Source organism: Paenibacillus sp. CR_12, from assembly GCF_041953985.1.
Classification (GTDB): Bacteria; Bacillota; Bacilli; order Paenibacillales; family Paenibacillaceae; genus Paenibacillus_AQ; species Paenibacillus_AQ lautus_A.
In genome coordinates this window covers 620658-641972 of sequence record NZ_JAVFHO010000003.1, presented here as the reverse complement: position 1 = coordinate 641972, position 21315 = coordinate 620658, and the positions used below count along the sequence as shown (strand labels likewise).

15 protein-coding genes are annotated in these 21315 nt (G+C 48.4%); 11 read left to right on the top strand and 4 right to left on the bottom strand.

Annotated features, from left to right (window positions below):
- Positions 1-470 precede the first annotated feature (470 nt).
- A complete protein-coding gene (locus RB297_RS15065; RefSeq protein ID WP_375120857.1) occupies positions 471-1658 on the top strand; it encodes an MFS transporter in 1188 nt (395 codons plus the stop codon).
- Positions 1659-1855: 197 nt separating this feature from the next.
- Here RB297_RS15065 and hcp read toward each other — a convergent pair whose 3' ends face one another.
- On the bottom strand, positions 1856-3541 hold the full coding sequence (hcp, locus tag RB297_RS15060; RefSeq protein ID WP_375120856.1) for a hydroxylamine reductase: 1686 nt from the start codon (positions 3539-3541) through the stop codon (positions 1856-1858).
- Between the two features lie 207 nt (positions 3542-3748).
- On the opposite strand from hcp, the gene RB297_RS15055 reads away from it, so the two are divergent.
- From RB297_RS15055 to RB297_RS15020, 8 genes are all read left to right on the top strand, one after another.
- A complete protein-coding gene (locus RB297_RS15055; protein ID WP_375120855.1) occupies positions 3749-4771 on the top strand; it encodes a 2-oxoacid:acceptor oxidoreductase family protein in 1023 nt (340 codons plus the stop codon).
- Positions 4768-7065 carry a thiamine pyrophosphate-dependent enzyme gene (locus RB297_RS15050; RefSeq protein WP_375120854.1) on the top strand — a complete coding sequence of 766 codons (2298 nt, stop codon included), beginning with the start codon at positions 4768-4770 and terminating at the stop codon, positions 7063-7065. Before RB297_RS15055 ends, RB297_RS15050 begins: the two co-directional genes overlap by 4 nt.
- 170 nt (positions 7066-7235) lie before the next feature.
- Positions 7236-9500 (top strand): helix-turn-helix domain-containing protein, encoded by a 2265-nt coding sequence (locus tag RB297_RS15045; RefSeq protein ID WP_375120853.1) that lies wholly within the window; start codon positions 7236-7238, stop codon positions 9498-9500.
- A 224-nt stretch (positions 9501-9724) separates the two neighbouring features.
- Positions 9725-10720, top strand: coding sequence for an ABC transporter permease (locus RB297_RS15040; protein WP_009593427.1), 996 nt, complete (start codon positions 9725-9727; stop codon positions 10718-10720).
- Between the two features lie 54 nt (positions 10721-10774).
- Positions 10775-11674, top strand: coding sequence for a carbohydrate ABC transporter permease (locus RB297_RS15035; RefSeq protein ID WP_012819147.1), 900 nt, complete (start codon positions 10775-10777; stop codon positions 11672-11674).
- A gap of 133 nt (positions 11675-11807) precedes the next feature.
- Positions 11808-13514, top strand: a complete 1707-nt coding sequence (locus tag RB297_RS15030) for an ABC transporter substrate-binding protein (protein WP_375120852.1) — start codon at positions 11808-11810, stop codon at positions 13512-13514.
- A 78-nt stretch (positions 13515-13592) separates the two neighbouring features.
- Positions 13593-14822 (top strand): alpha-L-fucosidase, encoded by a 1230-nt coding sequence (locus RB297_RS15025; RefSeq protein ID WP_375120851.1) that lies wholly within the window; start codon positions 13593-13595, stop codon positions 14820-14822.
- Between the two features lie 153 nt (positions 14823-14975).
- On the top strand, positions 14976-15542 hold the full coding sequence (locus RB297_RS15020; protein WP_277748028.1) for an SF0329 family protein: 567 nt from the start codon (positions 14976-14978) through the stop codon (positions 15540-15542).
- A gap of 98 nt (positions 15543-15640) precedes the next feature.
- Here the strand turns inward: RB297_RS15020 and RB297_RS15015 are convergent, their stop codons facing one another.
- Genes RB297_RS15015 through RB297_RS15005 form a run of 3 tightly spaced genes read right to left on the bottom strand, consistent with a single transcriptional unit; the run spans position 15641 to position 18206 of the window.
- The gene (locus RB297_RS15015; protein ID WP_096775017.1) at positions 15641-15826 is read right to left on the bottom strand and encodes a hypothetical protein; all 186 of its coding nucleotides are present in this window, start codon (positions 15824-15826) and stop codon (positions 15641-15643) included.
- Positions 15807-16967: a hypothetical protein gene (locus RB297_RS15010; RefSeq protein WP_375120850.1), complete on the bottom strand. Its 1161-nt coding sequence runs from the start codon at positions 16965-16967 to the stop codon at positions 15807-15809. The genes RB297_RS15015 and RB297_RS15010 overlap by 20 nt, the downstream gene beginning before the upstream one ends.
- Positions 16968-17012: 45 nt before the next feature.
- Positions 17013-18206: an MBOAT family O-acyltransferase gene (locus RB297_RS15005; RefSeq protein ID WP_375120849.1), complete on the bottom strand. Its 1194-nt coding sequence runs from the start codon at positions 18204-18206 to the stop codon at positions 17013-17015.
- A gap of 541 nt (positions 18207-18747) precedes the next feature.
- Here RB297_RS15005 and RB297_RS15000 point away from each other — a divergent pair.
- Positions 18748-19737 (top strand): tRNA dihydrouridine synthase, encoded by a 990-nt coding sequence (locus RB297_RS15000; RefSeq protein WP_375120848.1) that lies wholly within the window; start codon positions 18748-18750, stop codon positions 19735-19737.
- A 209-nt stretch (positions 19738-19946) separates the two neighbouring features.
- On the top strand, positions 19947-21107 hold the full coding sequence (locus RB297_RS14995; RefSeq protein WP_375120847.1) for a cobalamin-independent methionine synthase II family protein: 1161 nt from the start codon (positions 19947-19949) through the stop codon (positions 21105-21107).
- Positions 21108-21315 lie beyond the last annotated feature (208 nt).

Below are 21315 nucleotides of genomic sequence, written 5' to 3'. Positions count from 1 at the left end.
CCTTTTTTATTTATCAGGTTTTTTTCGAAGTAAGATCGAGGAAAGATCGAGGGAAAACCTTCTATCAATAGTAAGTATTCGTCCCATGTGGAGTGCCTAATATTAAAGGTTCGCAAAGGAATAGATGAGATGCGGCAGGTAGTATTCTTTTGTCAAAACTGAGCCCATTTAGTGCCGGAGCATCACATGAATCCATGAATCAAGAGAACGCCCCTTCAACTTCAGGGGCGTTCTCCTTTTAATGTAGATACTTTTCGAAAAAAAACGATTTTCTGAACTTGATATGTCGGTCGCCGTAAGAATTATACAAGAGCAACCTCCATGTATATCAAAAAGATTCATCCCTTATATGTTTTTTATATTTTTAATATAGAAGGCCACATGCTAACATATACAAATGCAGATTGAGGGGGGACTGTTATTCAGTTTCCGATTCATGGTTTTTATCCATTCGATATAGGTGGTCCTAAATGTTAAAGAAGTCAGCGTTTCCATTATTACTGCTCAACATGTTTCTCGCTAATCTAAGTATGGGCCTTGTCATACCGATCATACCGGAACTTCTTGAGCAGTTTAGAGCAAACGGACAGGCCGCGGGATATTTGGTCTCCTGCTTCGGCTTGACCCAGTTTCTGTTCTCACCTCTTGCAGGTAATTTGTCAGATCGATATGGGCGTAAACCCATGATTATCATAGGTTTGATCTTGTTTGCCATCTCCAACTTGCTCGCAGCGTTCGCGGGCGATCTAACTTTATTATTCGTATCACGGTTGATTGGCGGAGTAGGCTCAGCAGCCTTAATCCCGTCCATCATTGCTTATATTGCCGACATTACAGCAGATGAGCAGCGCAGCAAGGCCATGTCATGGTTAGGTGCGTCGATGACATCCGGGTTTATTATTGGTCCGGGTGTCGGCGGATTGCTTGCGGAATGGGGCATTAAGATGCCCTTCTATGTGTCCGCATGCGTAGGGCTGCTGGCCATGGTTTGCAGTCTATGGGGATTGCCTGAATCGCTGTCGGCGGACCTTCGCCGGATGCGTCGCCAAGTGAAGGAGAAGAGGGAAAATGTATTCTGGCAAATCGTGCTTTCGGTTCGATCTCGGTATTTTGTCCTGTTGCTCATTGTGTTCGCCATGACCTTCGGTTTAACGCATTTTGAAGCGATTTTCCCGCTTTTTGTCGTACAAGTCTACGGATTCACGACGCGTCAAATCGCTATATTGCTTACCGTATGTTCGCTTATCGGCACGTTGAATCAATTGTTGTTCACCGACCGGATCACACGACGATTCGGAGAAAAACGGATCATCGTTGCCATGCTGTTGTTATCGGCAGTATCCCTTGTATTCTTATTATTCTCCGGCCATTTCTACTATGTCATGGTAGTCACGATGTTGTTCTTTACGTTTAATAATATATTGCGTCCCACGATCAATACGCTGCTGTCCAGAGTGGCCGGGGACGAACAGGGATTTGTTGCAGGGATGAATAACGCTTATACGAGTCTCGGTACGATATTTGGACCGATGCTGGCAGGTATTTTGTTTGAAGTCCACTTTAACTTGCCCTATCTGTTTGGCGGATTCGTACTGCTAGTGAGCAGCATTTTCACGGGAAGTCGATTGAAAAGTATACTATCTGTTCAGCGCGGCTGATGGCACTCATCCTCCACAATAACAAGAACAGTTGTCTTTGGTGGACAGACGCATTGGCAAAAAGCGAATGTTAAACATGGCCGAGAAATAGAAGTTAAAGCATCCCATTATGCAGTTATTTTATGAACTACGGCGCAAACGCTATGAAAATTACTGAATTATAAGAAAAAGAATGCCCCGGCGAGGGCATTCTTTTTTTAGGCACCAAGAAACATTTTCATGTCATCTTCCACATTGGTAATGCCGCCGATCCCGAAGTTTTCCACGAGGACTTTGGCAACGTTAGGCGACAGGAATGCAGGGAGCGTAGGGCCCAGATGAATATTTTTAACGCCAAGATATAGCAGGGCAAGCAGCACGATCACCGCTTTTTGCTCATACCAGGCAATGTTATAGGAAATCGGCAAATCATTAATATCCTCAAGGCCGAATACTTCCTTCAGCTTCAATGCAATCACGACGAGGGAGTAAGAATCATTGCATTGACCAGCGTCCAGGACCCGCGGAATACCGCCGATTTCACCTAGATCCAGTTTATTGTATTTGTATTTGGCACAGCCTGCCGTTAGAATGACGGTGTCTTTTGGAAGTTCAGCCGCAAAATCGGTGTAATAGGTGCGGGATTTCATCCGTCCATCGCAGCCGGCCATGACGAAGAAGCGGCGGATCGCCCCGGATTTCACGGCATCGACGACTTGATCGGCCACGTTCATCACAGCGGCATGAGCGAAACCGCCGATGATCTCACCCGTTTCAAGCTCTGTTGGAGCGGGGCATCCTTTCGCTTGCTCGATTAGTAGGGAGAAGTCTTTCGGAGCACCGTCTTTTCCTTCTGGAATATGGCGGACACCCGGAAACCCCGTATTGCCTGTTGTATAGATACGGTCCTTATAACTGTCTTTCGGCGGGACGATACAGTTGGTCGTCATTAATATCGGTCCGTTAAAGGCTGCGAATTCGCTATTCTGCTTCCACCAGGCATTCCCGTAATTGCCTACAAAATGTTCATATTTCTTGAATGCCGGATAATAGTGGGCAGGCAGCATTTCACTGTGCGTGTACACGTCCACGCCGGTTCCTTCCGTCTGCTTCAGCAGCTCCTCCAAATCCTTCAGGTCATGGCCGCTGATGAGAATGCCGGGCCGGTTGCTTACCCCGATATTGACCTTCGTAATTTCCGGATTTCCGTAAACCGAGGTGTTCGCTTCATCCAGCATCGCCATGGCGTTGACGCCGTATTTACCGGTTTCCATCGTCAAAGCGACCAGATCCTGCACTTCAAGGCTGTCGTCAAGCGTGGCGGCAAGCGCGCGGCGCATAAAACGGTTTAATTCGTGATCATCCTTCTCCAGATGCAGCGCGTGGTACGTATAAGCAGCCATCCCCTTCAAGCCGTACGTAATCAATTCGCGCAGCGAGCGGATGTCTTCATTGCGGGTCGAGAGGACACCCACCGTACGTGCTTTTTCATCAAAAGCAGCTTCGTTATCCGCTTGCCAGACGGCAGCATCAGGGAGATTGGCGGTTCCTTCCGGATATTGTTCGTTATAATAGGTGCGCACCTCACCGCGGAGCTCGATCGCTTCCCGGATTCTTCCCACAAACACCTCGCGGTCAAAGTTGGCGTTCGTAATCGTTGCAAACAAGGAGTCCATCATAAACAGCGATACGCGTTGTTCAAGCCCCTCCGGCAGCCGGACATCCAGACTGAGAAAAGAGATGCCTTTCAGCAGATAAATCAGCAAATCCTGCAGGTTTGCCACATCATGCGGTTTGCCGCATACGCCGACGATGGTGCAGCCTGTTCCTTTGGATGCTTCCTGACATTGAAAGCAGAACATGGACGGCTGATGCTCTAAGGTCTCTTGGACGTTGTTATTCATAATTTCTCCTCCAATTTCGTGATTTTTTGCCTTAAGGTCAGTATAAGATTGCCTCGCAATTGGACTGTTGAAGACAGTATACTTCGCTCTCACAACCGACATAGTGATTGGAATCACAATTTTTTGAGTAGTGAGTTTAATCACAAACCCGGTCCGTTTCTTCTTTTAAACTGGAATTAATGACCTAAGAAGAAATGAGGAGAGAACATGTCGATTTTGCCTCAAAAGAATGAACTGGGATTTTTCGAGATTCGTCTCGAATCCATCGGCGGGCTTGGCGCCAACCTGGCCGGAAAAATGCTGGCCGAAGCCGGGGTGACCGGCTCCGGACTTAACGGTTCGAATTTTTCCAGCTATGGTTCGGAGAAAAAAGGGTCGCCGGTGAAGAGCTTCGTAAGGTTCTGCGATTCCGAGGTGGAAATTCGAGATCACAGTCCCATTGAGCAGCCGCATGTCGTCGGCGTATTTCATGAAGCCTTGTATAAGACGATCGATGTCATAAGCGGAGTACAGCCTGATGGAACGGTGCTTGTGAATACGGCGCGAGCCCTGTCCGAAGTGGCCGTTGATCTGAACATGACGCAGGGAACGCTGGCTGTCGTTGATGCGCTGAACATTTCCGTTGAGGAAAAAACGAAAGTGAATACGGCCATGCTGGGGGCATTGTTCCGGATTTGCAGCTTTCTAGACCCGGACGATATGCGGCAGGTGATCCGTACAACATTTGAGAAAAAGCTGCCCCACCTCGTGGAAGCGAATGTGCGGACCTTTGACAGAGGATATAACGAAGTCCGGTTCCTTTCCTTGGGAAACGGCTCAGATCTTATAGACAAAATTGCCTTCGCAAGACCGCAGCCGATGCTTGGATATGAAACGCAGGAGCTGGGCGGGATTCTGCACGTTACGGCGAACAGTGTCCTGAAGGATCTTAGCGGCTCCCGGCAGGGATATTTGCCAGAGTACAAGATCGAGGACTGCATTCACTGTGCCGCCTGCGATACGGTATGTCCGGATTTCTGCATCGTGTGGGAGACGAAGCCGGATAAGCGCGGGAATATGCAGATGTTTATGAAAGGTATCGATTATCAGTATTGCAAAGGCTGCCTGAAGTGTATCGAAGCTTGTCCGACCACCGCTTTGGCTGCCATGTTAGAAGAGCCGCATTATGCGGAGCAGCACCGTGTGCGGCAATCATTTCCCTATTTAACTGCGGAGGGAGTCCGATCATGAATATGCAAATTCAAGAAACAACGGAGAATAAGCTGGCGGCCGCTCAAACGGCAGTCTTCGAATCGGGCAACGAAATGGCTGCCATGGCGGCTGCCCAGATTAACTATCACATGATGGGTTATTTTCCGATTACGCCTTCTACGGAAATTGCCCAATATCTTGACATGATGCGTACACGCGGCGAACATGACATCAAGCTGATTCCAGCTGACGGCGAACATGGATCGGCGGGGATCTGCTACGGTGCGGCCGCAGCCGGAGCACGGGTATTCAATGCTACCAGCGCGAATGGTTTCCTGTATATGATCGAACAGCTTCCTGTGCAGGCGGGCACGCGTTTCCCGATGGTCATGAATTTGGTGACGCGTGCAGTCAGCGGACCGCTGGATATTCGCGGTGACCATTCGGATCTTTACTACGGCCTGAACACCGGCTGGGTGATTTTGACCGCCCGTTCACCGCAGGCCGTTTATGACATGAATATTATGGCGCTGCGAATCGCTGAACATGAAGACGTGCGCCTGCCGGTCATTGTAGCTTATGACGGATTTTTTACATCGCACCAGAAACGCCGGGTACAAATATTCACGAACCGCGAAACCGTTCAGGGGTTCGTAGGGGAACAGGCGCCTGAATATCCACATGTGCTGGACGAGAACAACCCGATCGTTGTTGGGGCTTATATGAACGGCGACGATTTGATGAACAACCACTTCCAACAGTCCAACGCCATGTACCGTGCGGGGGAAGTATTCAAGGAAGTGGCAGAGGAATATGCGGCTTTGTCCGGAAGATCCTATTCGCCGCTTGATCTGTACCGGATGGAAGACGCAGAGGTGGCTTTATTCCTCCTCAATTCGGCGGCCGAATCCTCCAAAGACGTCGTGGACCGACTGCGGGCGAAAGGAATGAAAGCGGGCATAATCAGCCCGAATATTCTCCGGCCGTTCCCGGCAAGAGAAATCCGCGAGGCATTGACAGGTGTCAAAGCACTGCTGGTTGGCGAACGTGCCGATTCTTACGGTGCGCATGGGGCCAATCTGACCCATGAGGTCAAAGCGGCCCTGCAGGAAATCCGTGGTCCGCAGCCTATTGTGCTGTCCCGCATATTCGGACTTGGCGGGAAAGACTATTACGCAGATGACGCGGAAGCTTTTTTTGCTTTGACGATCGAGGCCATGGAGCTCGGTTATGCCAAAGTGCCGTTTGATTATTACGGCCAAACACCAGGAGCTGAGGAGCAAAGACTGCAGCCGGTCATTGCCCCGATGAATGGAGACAGCTTTAAATCTGGCCTGATCACCGTAAAGGTGGATGAAGAGACAAGTAAACTATCCGTTAAAGTGCCGCCGATGCGAGCGCTTGCCGCGAAACCGAAACGGTTTGCTTCCGGTCACGGAGCTTGCCCGGGCTGCGGTATTTTCCCGGCGCTGGAGCTCTTTTTCAAAGGGATTGAAGGCCATGTCGTTACTTTATTCCATACCGGCTGCGCATATATCACAACAACGGGGTATCCGTATAACTCGCATAAGCAGAACTTCATTCATAATTTGTTCCAGAACGGACCGGCTACTTTATCCGGCACGGTAGAAGCGTTCCTTGAGAAGAAACGCCGCGGGGAAATCGAAGTTCCCGAGGATTTCATTTTTGTCATGGTGACCGGCGACGGCGGCATGGACATCGGGATGGGTTCGGCCATCGGAACGGCGCTGCGGGGCCATAACCTGATCATTCTGGAATATGATAATGAAGGCTATATGAACACCGGTGCACAGCTTTCGTACTCTACGCCATTAGGGCATATGACCAGTACGTCCGGTGTCGGCAAACAGCAGCAGGGCAAAGCGTTCCATCATAAAGATACGGTGCAAATGATGGCGGCGGCGCACATTCCGTACGTATTTACGGGGACGGAAGCATTTCCGCAGGATCTTGTGAAAAAGGCGGCGAAAGCGCAGTGGTACGCCCAGAATGTAGGTACCGTCTACGGCAAGCTGTTGATCACATGCCCGCTGAACTGGAAATCGAGCGACAAGGATGGGGAGAACATCGTCCGCGCGGCCGTGAATTCAAACTTCTTCCCACTGTATGAAGTGGAGCAGGGAGAAACGAATATTACGTACGATCCTGAAGCGAAGAAGAAACAGGTGCCGCTCAGCGAATGGCTGAAATACATGGGCAAATCAAGACATTTGCTCAAGGAAGAAAACAAAGAAATGCTTGGCGAATTTGAAAAAGAAGTGGAGCGGCGCTGGTCGATTCTGAAAGCGAAACACGAGAACCCGCTGCTATAAAATATTCAATTCAGCATACTAGGTTTACAACAAGGAGCGGGCATTGTCCCGCTTCTTTTTTTGTTTAGATATGGGCGTATCGTTATGACTATGGAGAACTATAACCCAAAAGGTGCTTTTTAAGTTATAATAATTAAAAATTTGTGAAAAAACGGTGGGAGGGTTAGATCATGCAGAGATCCTGGTACAAGCGTCTATTGCTCTCCTATATGCCTATTTTTGTCATTGTGATTACCTTTATATTTTTTGTTTTCTTTCAGCTGTTCAGCGAGCAGAGCCGGCGGGAGGCGCTTAATGCCAATAAGTCGCTCTCCTTGCAAGCGATGCGCATGGTGGACACGTCCCTGAAGGTGATCGACAATATGATCGTTCTCGAGAGCATCAACAGCAAGGCTTTGAATGATTTTTTCAAATCATCTGCCGTTGGCGATCCATATATTAATATTCAAGCTGTTCAGAAGCTCAAGGAGATTATTAATTATTATCCCTTGATCGATTCGATTTATCTGGTGAGGAATTCGGACGGCTATGTGCTCAGCAATGCCACCAATGGATACGTAAGTACATATCCGGACCATGAATTTATTGAACAATATCAAGTATCGAAAACGCCGAAATGGACAGGCGCGAGAAATTTCGAACAATTTAAAATGAAGGGCGGCAAACAGGTGGTCAGCCTGGTCAGAGGATCGCCTTACATGAAAAACGACTTAGGCATGATCGTTGTCAATGTGAGCACGGAATCCTTGAACAAGCTTACCGAAGAGATGCTGGATTCCAACATGAGCTTCATTCAGGTTCAGGATACCTTCGGAAATCATTTGTTCGGCACCAAAGCGGATCGTCCGCCATCCCAAGTCAATTCCCAGTATGTATCAAGCTATACGAATTGGAACTATGGAAGCGGTTTGTTGAACAACGGTTTTGTAAGCGCTATCTCTTATCTCTATAATCTTTGGTTTATCATAGGTCTTGGCATGATTGCCATCGGCTTCCTATGGATGATTTATGTTTCCAGGCGAAATTCCAAGCCAATTGAGGAGATCGCTGCCCGTTTCAGCAGCTATTCGCTTCCGGTGGTGAGCAGTAACCGACGTAAGGGGAAGCTGGATGAATTCGCATTTATCGAATCCGCCTTTGACAACATACTGGAACAATCCAAGGAATATCAGGAGAAATACCGGGAGGATCTCCATGTCAGGACCCGGTTTATGTTCCGCCAGCTGATCGAAGGGGACTCGCCTCTATCTGTATCCGAATGGAAGTCTGAAGCGGCTCGACTGAATTTGCCGCTGCCACTGGATCGATATCGTATGCTCATCCTGGAGATTGATAAGTACGGGGATTTCTGCCGGGATTATTCCAAGACCGATCAAGATCTGCTTAAATTCACTCTGCGGACGGTCGTGGATGAGATCGCTTCGAAATGGGACTGCCGGCTGTGGTCGGAATGGACATCACCTTCCAACCTGTCCATTATTCTGTTTGAAGAACGGGATCAGGACAAGTTCGAGGAGGCCGTACTGGTTCCGATTGCGGAACAACTCCTGGCATGGACGCACCAAAACTTGAAATTTACAATTACGATGGGAATGGGTCGGTCGACGGATCAGATTGGCGATATTCCGCAATCCTATAAAGATGCGATGCAAGCCTTAAAGTATAAAATCGTGCTCGGTGAGAATCGTTTGATCCGCAGCGAGGATATTTCGAGCCATGGCATTGTCGAGGTCTATACGCATTTAGGTGAGATTCGTGCCATCATCCAGTCCTTCAGAATGCAGAAGGAGCAGTGGAGCGAGGATTACGATCAATGGTTTGAACAGCTGAAGAACAGCTTCTTGACCAATGATGAAATATTCAGCCTGATGAATTATCTGGTTTATTACACCGGCCGCGAAATGTCGGGACTCGGCAAGGAAATCTACAACAAGTGGATACAGGAGGGATTGCCGAAGCTGACGGTTAAGGTGGATAATTCCCATTCCCTGGAACAGCTGAGACAGGAAATTAAACAAGTGCTGACGGAGCATTATGAACAGATGAAGCAGATTCATAATGACAACCAATACTCCAGCATCATTAGAAACATATGCGATTTAATTGAGTATGACTATGCGAATCCGGATCTGTCCCTTGAAATGCTGGGCGATCGGTATCAGCTGAACGCCAAATATGTGAGCAAATTGTTTAAGGAAAATACCGGACAAAGGTTCGTTGATTTCCTGATTGATATCCGTATGAAGGAAGCGAAGCGGCTGCTGACGGAAACCGATTATTCCGTGCAGGAGATCGCAGAGCGGGTCGGATATGCCCATGCTATTTCGTTTACCCGCGTTTTCAAGAGGACAGCTGGAGTTACCCCGGGCGAATACAGGAATGGCCGGAAGGCCAAGGAACCGGGAGAAAATGATTCAGCAGTAGAAAACGGTTAAGGCGGCGATCATGGATCGCTGCCTTTTTTGATTGAGAACGAACCCGTTGTTAAGGCGTTCCGTCCGCCTGGAATGAACCCTGATTCGCTTTCTATGAGGAGGCCCAGGCGAAAATGGTTAGTCGTTTTTATTTTTGTTTCTTGTTGCCGGATGACATTGTTGTGTACACTCGGTTTACATCGCAAGGACCTGAAAGTAGGAATGGACGAAAGGAGCTAACCCGCATGCCGAGACTGAACGCTAGGCTTCAAACCGAACCAAGCCTGGAACCGAAACCTCCCATAATATTGAAAGCGCTGCCAGAAGTGAAGAAAGGAAGGTCCAGAGGAAAACAAATTAAGCGTCATTGGCAGCTGTATCTCGTTCTCTTGTTACCCGTTCTTTATTTGATTATTTTCAAATACATACCGATGGCCGGTATTGTAATCGCATTCAAGAATTATAACGTCATCCAGGGAATCTGGGGCAGCGACTGGGTCGGGCTGAAATATTTTCGCCAGTTCTTCGATTCGCCGAACTTCTGGCTCTACATTAAGAATACGCTTGGCATTAGCTTCTACGGATTGATCGTAGGCTTTCCCGCACCGATCCTGCTGGCACTCGCGCTGAATGAAATCCGCAACGGCCTATTCAAGAAGACGGTACAGATGGTTTCATATGCCCCTTATTTCATATCTACGGTGATCATGGTTTCGATCATTATCGTCAACTTGACGCCAAATGTGGGGATGATCAGTAAATTTTTCGAGATGTTAGGTATGAGCAACACGAATTTTATGGGTATACCGGGCCTGTTTAAGTCCATTTACGTCTGGTCCGATGTTTGGCAATTTACAGGTTACGGAGCGATTATTTACATCGCAGCACTGTCCGGCGTTAACCCGGAGCTGTACGAATCAGCCAAGGTAGATGGCGCGTCCCGCATCCAGAAGATTCTGAACATCGATATACCAAGCCTTATTCCCGTATCGGTCATTCTGCTCATTCTCAATCTGGGCAACATCATGAAACTAGGATTCGAGAAAATATACCTGATGCAAAATCCGCTTAATTTAAGCACGTCGGAAGTCATATCCACTTATGTGTACAAGGTTGGTTTGCTGGGCTCCAGCTTCAGCTTCTCAACGGCGATCGGTCTCTTCAACTCGGTCATCAATCTTATTCTGCTGGTGTCCGTCAATTACATCGCCAGAAAGCTGTCGAACAGCAGCTTGTGGTAGGCCTGTTCTACGCAGCCAGTAAACAATAGCAACTTTGGAAAGAGAGGAGACCCTATGTTCAAAAAAGCCGCTATACGTGAATCGAAAGGCGACCGCCTATTCATGTTCTTGATCTATCTGTTCTTGACCCTGGTTCTTATTGCCGTAGCTGTACCATTAATCTATATCGTAAGCTCGTCCTTCAGCTCGCCTCAGGCGGTTACATCGGGCAAGGTTTGGCTGTTTCCCGTAGATTTTACGCTGGACGGCTACAAGGCGGTATTCAATAATCCGCAGATCGGCGTCGGCTATCTGAATTCCCTCTTTTATACCGTTGTCGGCACCCTCATCAATGTAACGCTCACGATTATGCTGGCTTATCCGCTGGCGAAGAAGTCGCTTTACGGCCGCAATTTCTTCATGGTTCTGCTGGTGATCACGATGATGTTCGAAGGAGGACTGATTCCTTATTACCTCGTCGTTAAGAATCTCCATCTGCTGGATACGCGGTGGGCCATGATTTTACCGGGGGCACTGGGGGTATTCCAGGTTATCGTTGCCAGGACGTTTTTCCAAACCACGATACCCGATGAATTGGCGGAAGCCGCGGAGCTGGACGGATGCAGTGACATCCGGTTCATATTCAGCATTGTCCTGCCGCTGTCCAAACCCATTATTGCGGTCATGACCTTGATGTATGCAGTCGGGCATTGGAATGCTTATTTTGATGCACTGATCTTCTTAAGGAGTCCTGACTTGTTCCCGCTTCAAATCATTCTCAGAAACATTCTAATTCTGAATTCAGTCGATGCTTCCATGATGGCGGATGTGAGCCAGATGCAGGCGCAGCAGGGGCTCAAGGATTTGCTGAAATATTCCTTGATCGTTGTTGCCAGCTTGCCTGTGCTTATCATATATCCTTTCGTCCAGAAACATTTTGTCAAAGGCGTCATGATCGGCTCGCTAAAGGGCTGATCATGACAGAGCGATTATGGTTTCAAGGAGGTGAGGCCGTACATTATTCAGATACGGCAAAAGCTGGTGGAGGCAAAAGCATAGGAAAGGGCCAAACGCCCGAAATACGGATGATAAACGGGGGGTATATTCGATGGAAAAGAGCATGAAGAAGAAAAACTGGCTAGGCATCATTAGCTGCCTAATGGCTTGCATGCTGCTGCTTAGTGCCTGCGGCGGAACCAATTCCGGCAATCAGTCAACTGGCAAGACGGACGACAACGGTGCTGCCAATGAAGATTTATTTAATGCCGTTGGTTCCTATCCGATCGTGAAGGAGCCGATGACCATTAAAATGTTCGCGCCTCAGTTTGCGTCAATCGAAAACATGGATACCAACCTATTTACCAAATATCTTGAAGAGAAGACGAACATCAATATCGCTTGGGACCTAGTACCGGAAAATGCTTTGAACGACCGCAAGCAGCTCATGCTGGCCGGCGGCGATTATCCTGAAGTCATTCTCCAAGGGAATTTGACCAAGGAAGAGCAGATGAAGTATGGGTCGCAGGGCGTGTTTATCCCTCTGAATGATTTGATTGACCAATATGCACCCAATATCAAGAAAGCGATGGAGGATATCCCTTACATGAAAGCCTCCATCACGACTCCGGACGGCAACATCTATGCATTGCCGCAGGTCAATGAATGCTACCATTGTGACAATGCGCTCAAAATGTGGATCAATAAAAAATGGCTCGATCAAGTGGGACTGCCTGTTCCAACGACAACTGACGAATTTTATACTGTGCTGAAAGCGTTCAAAGAGAAGGATCCGAACGGCAACGGCAAACAAGATGAAATCCCGCTGACAGGCTCGGATGAAATGTGGGCAGGCAACGTCTCCGCCTTCCTGATGAACTCGTTTATCCTTGATGATTACGTCGACAAGGGTTCGGGTACGTTCCTCCGCGTCATGGATGGCAAGGTTGATTTTACGGCAAACAAAGAAGAGTGGAAGCAAGGCCTCCTTTATCTGAATCAATTGTACAAAGAGGGATTAATTGATCCCGCAGCCTTTACCCAGAATGCCGATGCGGTTCAGCAAATGGCCAACCGGGAACCGGACAATATTATGGGTACGCTTTCAACGGCATTAATCAGTTATGCTTACAGCATGGATGATAAGGCGCCGCGTCATAAAGATTATGTTGCCCTGCCTCCGCTGAAAGGCCCGAACGGTGTGCAGCAGACGCTGAATTTTGCGGGAATCGGTGTTTCGCAATTTGCGATAACGAATAAAGCGACGAAAGAGCAGCAGATTGCCGCCATCCGGTTAGCGGATTATCTGTATACGGAAGAAGCGATCGTGTTGCAGGAACATGGCCCTGAAGGCAAAGGATGGCGGAAAGCTGAATCCGGAGAAAAGGGCATGGATGGGAAGCAAGCTAAATATACGGCTATTCCTATCCCCGACAAAAAGCCGACGCATAATGACGGTTGGGAGCAGATCGGTCCATCACTGAGAACCTACGCTTATCGTGCGTCCTGGACAGCTCCTCAGGATCCGCTCGCTCCCGATGGATACGGTACTCGTCTGAATCAAGTCTCCGAGGAATATGAACCGTATCAATCCAAGGAGCAATATCCATCGGGATTGTTCATCGCGCTTGAAGATGCCGAGCTCGTAGCTCAGATCAAGACAACGCTTGTCGACTACGTGAAATCCAATATGGCCCAGTTTATTACAGGCTCCAAAGATATTAACAAAGAATGGGATGCATATGTGAAAGGGCTGGATGGCATGCAGCTGAACCAGTACCTGGAAATCTATCAAAAGGCATTGGATGCCGGAAAATAATGCGAAATCGGTTCCCTGCGCACGGGTCTCCCTTGCGCAGGGGATCATCATTTTCATAGAAGGCAGGTGTATGATTCAATGAATGAACTTGCAAAGCCATCTCCGCAGCAGCTGGCATGGCAGGATATGGAGCTGGGTATGTTCTGCCATTTCGGTATGAATACGTTTTGCGATCAGGAATGGGGAGACGGAACGGATTCGCCGGAGATCTTCAATCCGGAGCAGCTTGATGCCCGGCAGTGGGCCAGGACCGCAAAACGCGCAGGCTTTAAGTATCTGGTATTGACCGCAAAGCATCATGACGGGTTCTGTCTGTGGCCGACGAAAACGACCGATTACTCCGTGAAGTCCAGCCCATGGAAAGGCGGCAAAGGAGATGTTGTCCGTGAAGTTGCCGATGCCTGCAGAGAGGAAGGGCTCCAGTTCGGGTTGTATCTGTCCCCCTGGGATCGGCATGAACCTTGCTATCCCGATAAAGAGGCTTATGACGATTTCTACGCGGAGCAATTAACCGAGCTTCTGACCGGGTATGGACCGTTGGTCGAAGTATGGTTCGACGGAGCCGGTTCCCAAGGCAGGGAATACGATTGGAACAGAATCATCGGTCTGGTGGATCAATATCAGCCGGATGCAATGGTCTTTAATATGGGGCGCCCAACGATCCGCTGGGTAGGAAATGAAGACGGCGTTGCGCCTTATCCCTGCTGGAATACGGCCACCACAGCGAGGGAGAGCATGTTCACCAGTGACATGATGACCTGGATGGAAGGAACCCCGGCCTGGGTACCGGCCGAATGCGATGTTCCGATACGCAAACGTCACTGGTTCTGGCATCCTGACGATGAAGCAAGCTTAAGAAGCCTGGAGGACGTGCTGGATATTTATTACCGTTCGGTCGGCCATGGCGCTACGCTGCTGTTGAATATATCTCCGGACAACAGCGGGCTGCTGCCTGAAGTGGATGTGGAGCGTGTCATTGAATTCGGAGATGAAATCCGCCGCAGATTCGGACAGCCGGTTGGCCAAACGAGTGGAGAAGGAACCGAGCTGCTTCTGAAGCTGGAGCATACTCAGCCAGTCAATCACGTCATCATCATGGAAGACATTGCTCATGGGGAGCGTGTGCGTGAATATGTGCTCGAAGCATTCAGCCATGGCGAATGGAAGGAGCTTGTACGCGGAAGTGCGATCGGGCATAAAAAAATCGACCGGTTCGACACCATCGAAACCGATCAATTGCGGGTTCGTATTCTTTCCAGCGTGGAGCAGCCTTTGATCCGTAATTTAGCTGCATATCACGTGGAATGAAATTAGTAAAACCAAGAACAGACTGCCACGGCAGTCTGTTTTTGTTATTTAATGTAATGGGTTGTTTTTTGGCAGGGGTTTATTCATACTGAATAACTGAATACGATGTGCAGATTGATCCCGCCCTCAGGGTTTGAAAACATAGGAGGAACCATGTCCTGGAGCAAATTGAAACAACAGCTGGAGAGCTTTCTCAGTCCTGCATTAGCTGGAAGAGTTGAATATCGCGCAACCGGTTATCGTTATTTACCTGATAAAGCAGGGCTTTGTTATATTTCGGTAGATAAAAAGAACGTACTCCATATGAGTGATAAAACCAACTCCATAAGGTGGTATCAGACGGAGCTGGAAATTAAGAATGATCCCCATATCCAAATTCCGATCAGCGACGATGAATTGGAAGCCGTCAGAAAGGAAACCAAAGGGACCGTTCCAGAAGATCGTCTCAACGTCATTGCAAGAAATAGAAAAGTATCGGTCCTCGCAAAAGAGCTTTTGTCAGCACAGGCTGCATTAAGTAAATCCAATTTTGTCGCTACGGCGAATAAGTTCTTATCTACTTCTATAGAAGAAAGCATGGAGAGCGATGATATCTTATTGAATATTCTAGCTTTGGTGGACAGACGAGTTGGCAAAAAGCGGATTGTAAACATGGCAGACAGGATGAAGCTAAAGCATCCGATTGTGCAATATTTTTATGAACTGCGGCGCCGTGCGTGATGAGCATGAATAATTGTCGTTACTCGCTTCCGATAAATATCAAAAGGCGGTAGATAAAGATCAGCTTGGGTCCAAACGTAAAGCCGCTTTCATGTACATTAGAAGTTCATATAAATAAATTCCTGCGTTTCTCCGGAAAAGAACAAAATACCAAGTACGATGGCGATCAGGACGATGGCTCCGCCAAGTGCCACTCCCACCATGATCAGTGCCCTTACGACATGATGAGTGAGGCTGCGGGCTTTCGTTTCGGCCGATGTGGTGCTATGGGGCTGTAATTCCATAATCTTTCATCCTCATATACAAGATTTCGCCAAACATGTTATTCCCTTTGTCGATAAGATGGGCCGAGTCGCGATAATATTCATGCGGGATTGTATTGTTCTCCTCTTGATTAAATTCGATATAGGGGTATCCTCTCGACTCTACCAGCTTCTGATAAGCGCCCATCGCTTCGGTATATTCGCTCCAATGGAAAAGCTTCTTGTTGGCAATATGCTCTTTATCCAGCGGAGCCGAATAGAACACGGCTTTCTTATGATGCTCCTGCAGCAGTTCAAGCGTTTTTTCAATCATGAACAACCCGAAGCTGTGATCTTGATCAAAAGGCTTACTCCACCGATAAAGCTCTGCATAGTGCTTGTCGATGCCTTCCTGTTGAGCGTCATTCATTTTGTCATAAGCGGTATACATCGGCGTATAGCTTTCTTCTATCCCTTTTCTTTCATTTTCGTTCTTGTGGACTTCCTGGCGGATTTTCTCCATCGGCGTACGAGTCCTGAACAGACGGTAGCTGATTGCGTCGCGATCATGATACAGGGCCCACTTATTCAGAAAATGGGACGTTACCCAATTGTGGGCGTTGCTTGGGAGCGATTCGCGGTTTTTGTCCGGGAAATCAACCAGCCAGCTGCGCGGGATAGGTTGACCCAGCTTCTCCACCAGCGACGGATAGACGACAACGTTCGGATCATTTTCCGAGACGACGACGATCCCATAATTGATCTCATAGACGACAAAATCAATCTCGTCGATCATCGAGGCGAGCAGGGCGTAAGTCTCCGTAAATCTTCCGCCGGAAATCCCCAGGTTGATCACGCGGCTGTCTTTCAAATGAGCCTGAAGGACGCCGGCCGAGGTATTCTCCCCCTTTTTTACGGTCGTGCCGAAGACCGTGGAGGGCCCGAACATGCCGATCACCTTTGTGCCGTCATCCGGATGCTCCTTCAAGTATTCGACCCATAACGGCGTAAAGACAATGGCATCGTATGTCGGAACGCGAAGCTCTTTTTCCGCATGCGTCACGACTTCTTGTTTCATTTGATCGACCACTTGATCGGCTTCAATGCTCAAGCCAAGCAATCCGACCAAGGCAAAGGAGATCAGCATGACGGACACGGTTTTATTCAAAACTAATTTACGCAAGATATCTTACACTTCCATTTCCATCCATATTCGAGAATCGGTAACTTATCGCATACCAAGCAGCCGGAGCATTAAATCCCATCCGTCTGCGATCGGCAATATGAAAAACACGCGGCTGATCGTTACACCGAAGAACGTGATCAACATCGCGACAGTGACCGTTACCGGCTTCAGCCATTTCGGAACAGGCTTTAATGCAGGCTTTAGCTGCTTCACATAATAGCGATGAATGCACAGCATCACGCCATGGAACATGCCCCAAATGACGAAATTCCAGGCGGCTCCGTGCCAGAGGCCGGAGACAGTCATCGTCGCCATCAGATTGAAATAGACCCGGGGAGCAGGGACACGGCTTCCCCCGAGGGGGAAATACACATAGCGGGTCAGCCATGAACCGAGCGAAATGTGCCAACGGTTCCAGAACTCGGCTATGCTGCGGGCCAAATAAGGGAAGCGGAAGTTCTCCGGGATGACAATGCCGAACAAGCGAGCTGTCCCGATGGCAATGTCTGAATAGCCAGAAAAATCAAAATAGATGACGAACGTATAGGCGACAAGCGAAATCCAGAGTCTGGCGGTATCTGCCTCAGCTATGCCGGATGCCGAGTAGACGGGCTGCGCCAGCATATCAATGGATCCGGCGAGGACGAGCTTTTTGAAAAGGCCGCACCCGATTCGGGCGACTCCGATCAGCATGTGGTCCAAGTGAAATCTCGATGTTAGCTGCGGATGAAACATCTGAAATTGCTTAATTGGACCCGCCACCATCGACGGGAAGAAGAAAATGAACGACAACAGACCTTCCGGCCGATGCTCCGGCAGCGTTCCGCGTTTGCGTTCAACCAAGTAATGAATCAGCTCGAACGTAAAGTAGGAGATGCCGAGCGGGAGCACAATCTGTTCTGCCTTAGGCAAGAAGGGCTGATGAATAAAACCAAATAGATTATGTAGCGTATCCAGCATCATATTCGTGTACTTGAAATAACCAAGGACCAGAATGGCGGTAACGATACCTGCGGGATAAATCCATCGCCTGCTCCATTTCGCTGCAGATTTCACGACAATAATCGCGATGATAACTTCCGCAAGCAACAGGAACAGGTAAGCACCTGCATAATTGTAGTAAAATGCGACGCCTGAGGCGAAGAGCACCCAAGGTCTGAGTCGATGCGGCATGAGGTGATACGTGACGACAGCCACGAACACGAACAGCCAATAAAACCAATCCGTATACATCATAATTTTCCGTATCCACCATCCGAGTTGCCAAAAATACGTGTCTCTTAAAGCACTTATCCATATTACAGTATCCATCAGTTGAAACGTATGGGAATTTTATGAATGTATTTATTTTTAAGTGGTTATCGAATCCAAAAACCGATTCAAGTTCATGCCCCTTAGGGGAAGCACATAGAATAGACGATCATCATTCTACCAAAGTTGCAACTGGCTGTTCTAAAGCATCATGGAGGGGGAGCGGTCATGGCAATCGAACCCTAATAATCAGTGCGGGACGGCTTTTTAGTTCGTTACCAACGGAACCGGACGAAATTAAAGCTCTTGTTCTAGCGATCGCCCCTCCTTTTTTCGAATTTATAGGGAGTATGCTCCTCTCTGGATTATGATATAGTCATTGAAGTGTCTGCGATATAACATAAACTGCCGTTTGATTAAGCTGGTTAAACATGCTATAAGTGAAGGAAAAGCAAGGACCTGAACAGGTTGTATTTACTATTTCGGGATAAAGATTTGTCCTGGTATGTATAGAGGAGTTTTTAATATGAAAGACAATTTTTGGCGTGATTTACCACGGCCTTTCTTTATACTGGCGCCCATGGAAGATGTGACGGATGTTGTGTTTCGCCATGTCGTAAGCGAAGCAGCCAGACCGGATGTGTTTTTTACGGAGTTTGCGAATACAGAGAGCTATTGTCACCCGGATGGGAACCACAGTGTGCGCGGACGTTTGACTTTTACGGAGGATGAACAGCCGATGGTAGCCCATATCTGGGGAGATAAGCCGGAATACTTTCGTCAGATGAGTATCGGCATGGCGAAGGAAGGGTTTAAAGGCATCGATATTAATATGGGTTGTCCTGTAGCGAATGTAGCGGAGAATGGGAAGGGAAGCGGGCTGATTTGCCGTCCCGACATTGCAGCGGACATTATCCAGGCGGCCAAAGCCGGGGGATTGCCCGTCAGTGTAAAAACAAGGCTCGGTTTCACCGCGGTAGACGAATGGCGCGACTGGTTGACCCATATTTTGAAGCAAGACATTGTGAACCTGTCGATTCATCTGCGGACAAGAGAGGAAATGAGCAAGGTCGATGCGCATTGGGAACTGATTCCGGAGATTAAGAAGCTTCGCGATGAGGTGGCGCCCGATACGCTGCTGACCATTAACGGGGATATTCCTGACCGTCAGACCGGCCTGAAGCTCGCTGAACAATACGGTGTGGATGGCATTATGATCGGGCGCGGGATTTTCCATAATCCATTCGCTTTCGAGAAGGAGCCGAAGGATCATAGCAGTGAGGAATTGCTTGGTCTGCTGCGGCTGCATCTGGATCTCCATGATCAATATTCGGCACAGATGCGGCGCTCCTTCAGCGCACTTGTCCGCTTCTTCAAAATCTATGTCCGTGGATTCCGAGGGGCAAGCGAACTCCGAAATCACTTAATGAACGCAAAGTCAACAAGTGAAGTACGTGCGCTGCTCGATGAGTTTGGAAGCAAGCATTCTGATGAGGCAGATGAACGAGGAAATTAAATGGACAGGCTGGAGAACACCAGCGCTTCAGGAGAACAAATAATATTTTTGGAAAACATGGCCGACTTGGCTGTGTTTTTTCTTTTGGACAATCTCAGCCCGTCATGCTTGCTATAGCTTTTAGCTATAACTAGTTATGAGATTTTGGTATGCCTTATAACTCTGCTCGTCGTGATATGATATCGCTATACAACGAGGGGGTTATGTACATGACTGATAAGTTCCAGATCGTAGGAAGTTTGTTGCGGCCCGAAGAGCTGCTGAAATATAAAACGCAAATTGAACATCGTGATGATATCCAATATCCGTTCTATGATAACTTCGAAGGGTATGCCGAGTGCGAGACCGAGGCGATCAAACAGGTCGTGAAAAAGGAAATCGAGCATAACCTGTCGGTCGTTACGGACGGCGAATTCTCCAAATCGATGTGGCATCTGGATTTTGTATGGGGCTTTGACGGAGCCCAGCGTTATATCGCGGACCATGGCTACTTTTTCCGGGATGTGGACGGAACCTCGAAATATGAAACACGCAAAGATATCGGCCTGCGCATTACAGGCAAACTGAGCGGAAAGAATCATCATTTCATTAAGTTGTTCAAACAGCTGCAAGAAACGGCTGGCGATCAGCCAACGAAGCTTTGCGTACCGTCTCCTTCCCATATTTATGGTGAACTTTCCTGGTCGGATAACATTGGCGGCACGGATGCGGTTTATCAGAACAAACAGGAGCTCAAAGCGGGCCTTGTGAGCGCGTATAAGGAATTTGTGGCGGAATTCGCTGCGGCAGGCGGCAAAATCCTGCAATTCGATGATTGCTTGTGGGAGCTGTTTGCAGACGACAACCCGAACTCTCCGTTTACAGGGGAGCATATTAATCAAGCGGAAGTTCAGGGTCTCGCCACCGAGTTTATTGAGATTAACAATACGGTGATTGACTTCGGTCATAGCCTCGGCTTGAAAATGTGGACACACAACTGCCGCGGGAACTATGATTCCCGCAACATGGGCGGCGGATCTTATGCGAATATCGCCAACCTGTTCCTGAAGCAGTTGAAATATGATCGCTTCTTCCTGGAGTGGGATGACGATCGTGCGGGTTCGATTGAAGCACTGGAGGTTTTCAAGGACAGACCGGAAACGGAGATTGTTCTGGGCTTGCTGTCTTCCAAAACCAATACGCTGGATGATGAAGCGCGCGTCATCCGTCTGCTTGACGAAGCATCCAAAATCATTGATAAGGATCGTCTGCTGCTCTCGCATCAATGCGGCTTTGCATCCTGCGATGGCGGGAACGAGCTAAGCGAAGCCGAGCAATGGGCCAAAATCGATCAAGGTCAACGGATTGCCAAGCAATACTGGGGTAGCTAGACAATACAACGAGATATTAATATAAACGGCGACCTTCTCCCGGAATTCAATCAGGGGAGAGGTCGCCGTGTTTTTTTGGATGGTCCCTAGTTGTTCAATGTGATCAAACGATCATTTCTGGTCTTTGCATGAGTCATACCTCCAATTATATTCTGAGCAGGATGATTTTGTTGCGTCTCACAAATGGGGTGCAGTTCATTTGAGGACT

Bases quoted from the DNA above. Each gene is read 5' to 3' on its own strand.
- RB297_RS15030 (WP_375120852.1), top strand. From the start codon at position 11,808: ATGGAAAAGAGCATGAAGAAGAAAAACTGGCTAGGCATCATTAGCTGC.
- RB297_RS15025 (WP_375120851.1), top strand. From the start codon at position 13,593: ATGAATGAACTTGCAAAGCCATCTCCGCAGCAGCTGGCATGGCAGGAT.
- RB297_RS15035 (WP_012819147.1), top strand. From the start codon at position 10,775: ATGTTCAAAAAAGCCGCTATACGTGAATCGAAAGGCGACCGCCTATTC.
- RB297_RS15000 (WP_375120848.1), top strand. From the start codon at position 18,748: ATGAAAGACAATTTTTGGCGTGATTTACCACGGCCTTTCTTTATACTG.
- RB297_RS15015 (WP_096775017.1), bottom strand. From the start codon at position 15,826: ATGGAATTACAGCCCCATAGCACCACATCGGCCGAAACGAAAGCCCGC.
- RB297_RS15040 (WP_009593427.1), top strand. From the start codon at position 9,725: ATGCCGAGACTGAACGCTAGGCTTCAAACCGAACCAAGCCTGGAACCG.
- RB297_RS15055 (WP_375120855.1), top strand. From the start codon at position 3,749: ATGTCGATTTTGCCTCAAAAGAATGAACTGGGATTTTTCGAGATTCGT.
- RB297_RS15020 (WP_277748028.1), top strand. From the start codon at position 14,976: ATGTCCTGGAGCAAATTGAAACAACAGCTGGAGAGCTTTCTCAGTCCT.
- RB297_RS14995 (WP_375120847.1), top strand. From the start codon at position 19,947: ATGACTGATAAGTTCCAGATCGTAGGAAGTTTGTTGCGGCCCGAAGAG.
- RB297_RS15005 (WP_375120849.1), bottom strand. From the start codon at position 18,206: ATGATGTATACGGATTGGTTTTATTGGCTGTTCGTGTTCGTGGCTGTC.
- hcp (WP_375120856.1), bottom strand. From the start codon at position 3,541: ATGAATAACAACGTCCAAGAGACCTTAGAGCATCAGCCGTCCATGTTC.
- RB297_RS15050 (WP_375120854.1), top strand. From the start codon at position 4,768: ATGAATATGCAAATTCAAGAAACAACGGAGAATAAGCTGGCGGCCGCT.
- RB297_RS15045 (WP_375120853.1), top strand. From the start codon at position 7,236: ATGCAGAGATCCTGGTACAAGCGTCTATTGCTCTCCTATATGCCTATT.
- RB297_RS15065 (WP_375120857.1), top strand. From the start codon at position 471: ATGTTAAAGAAGTCAGCGTTTCCATTATTACTGCTCAACATGTTTCTC.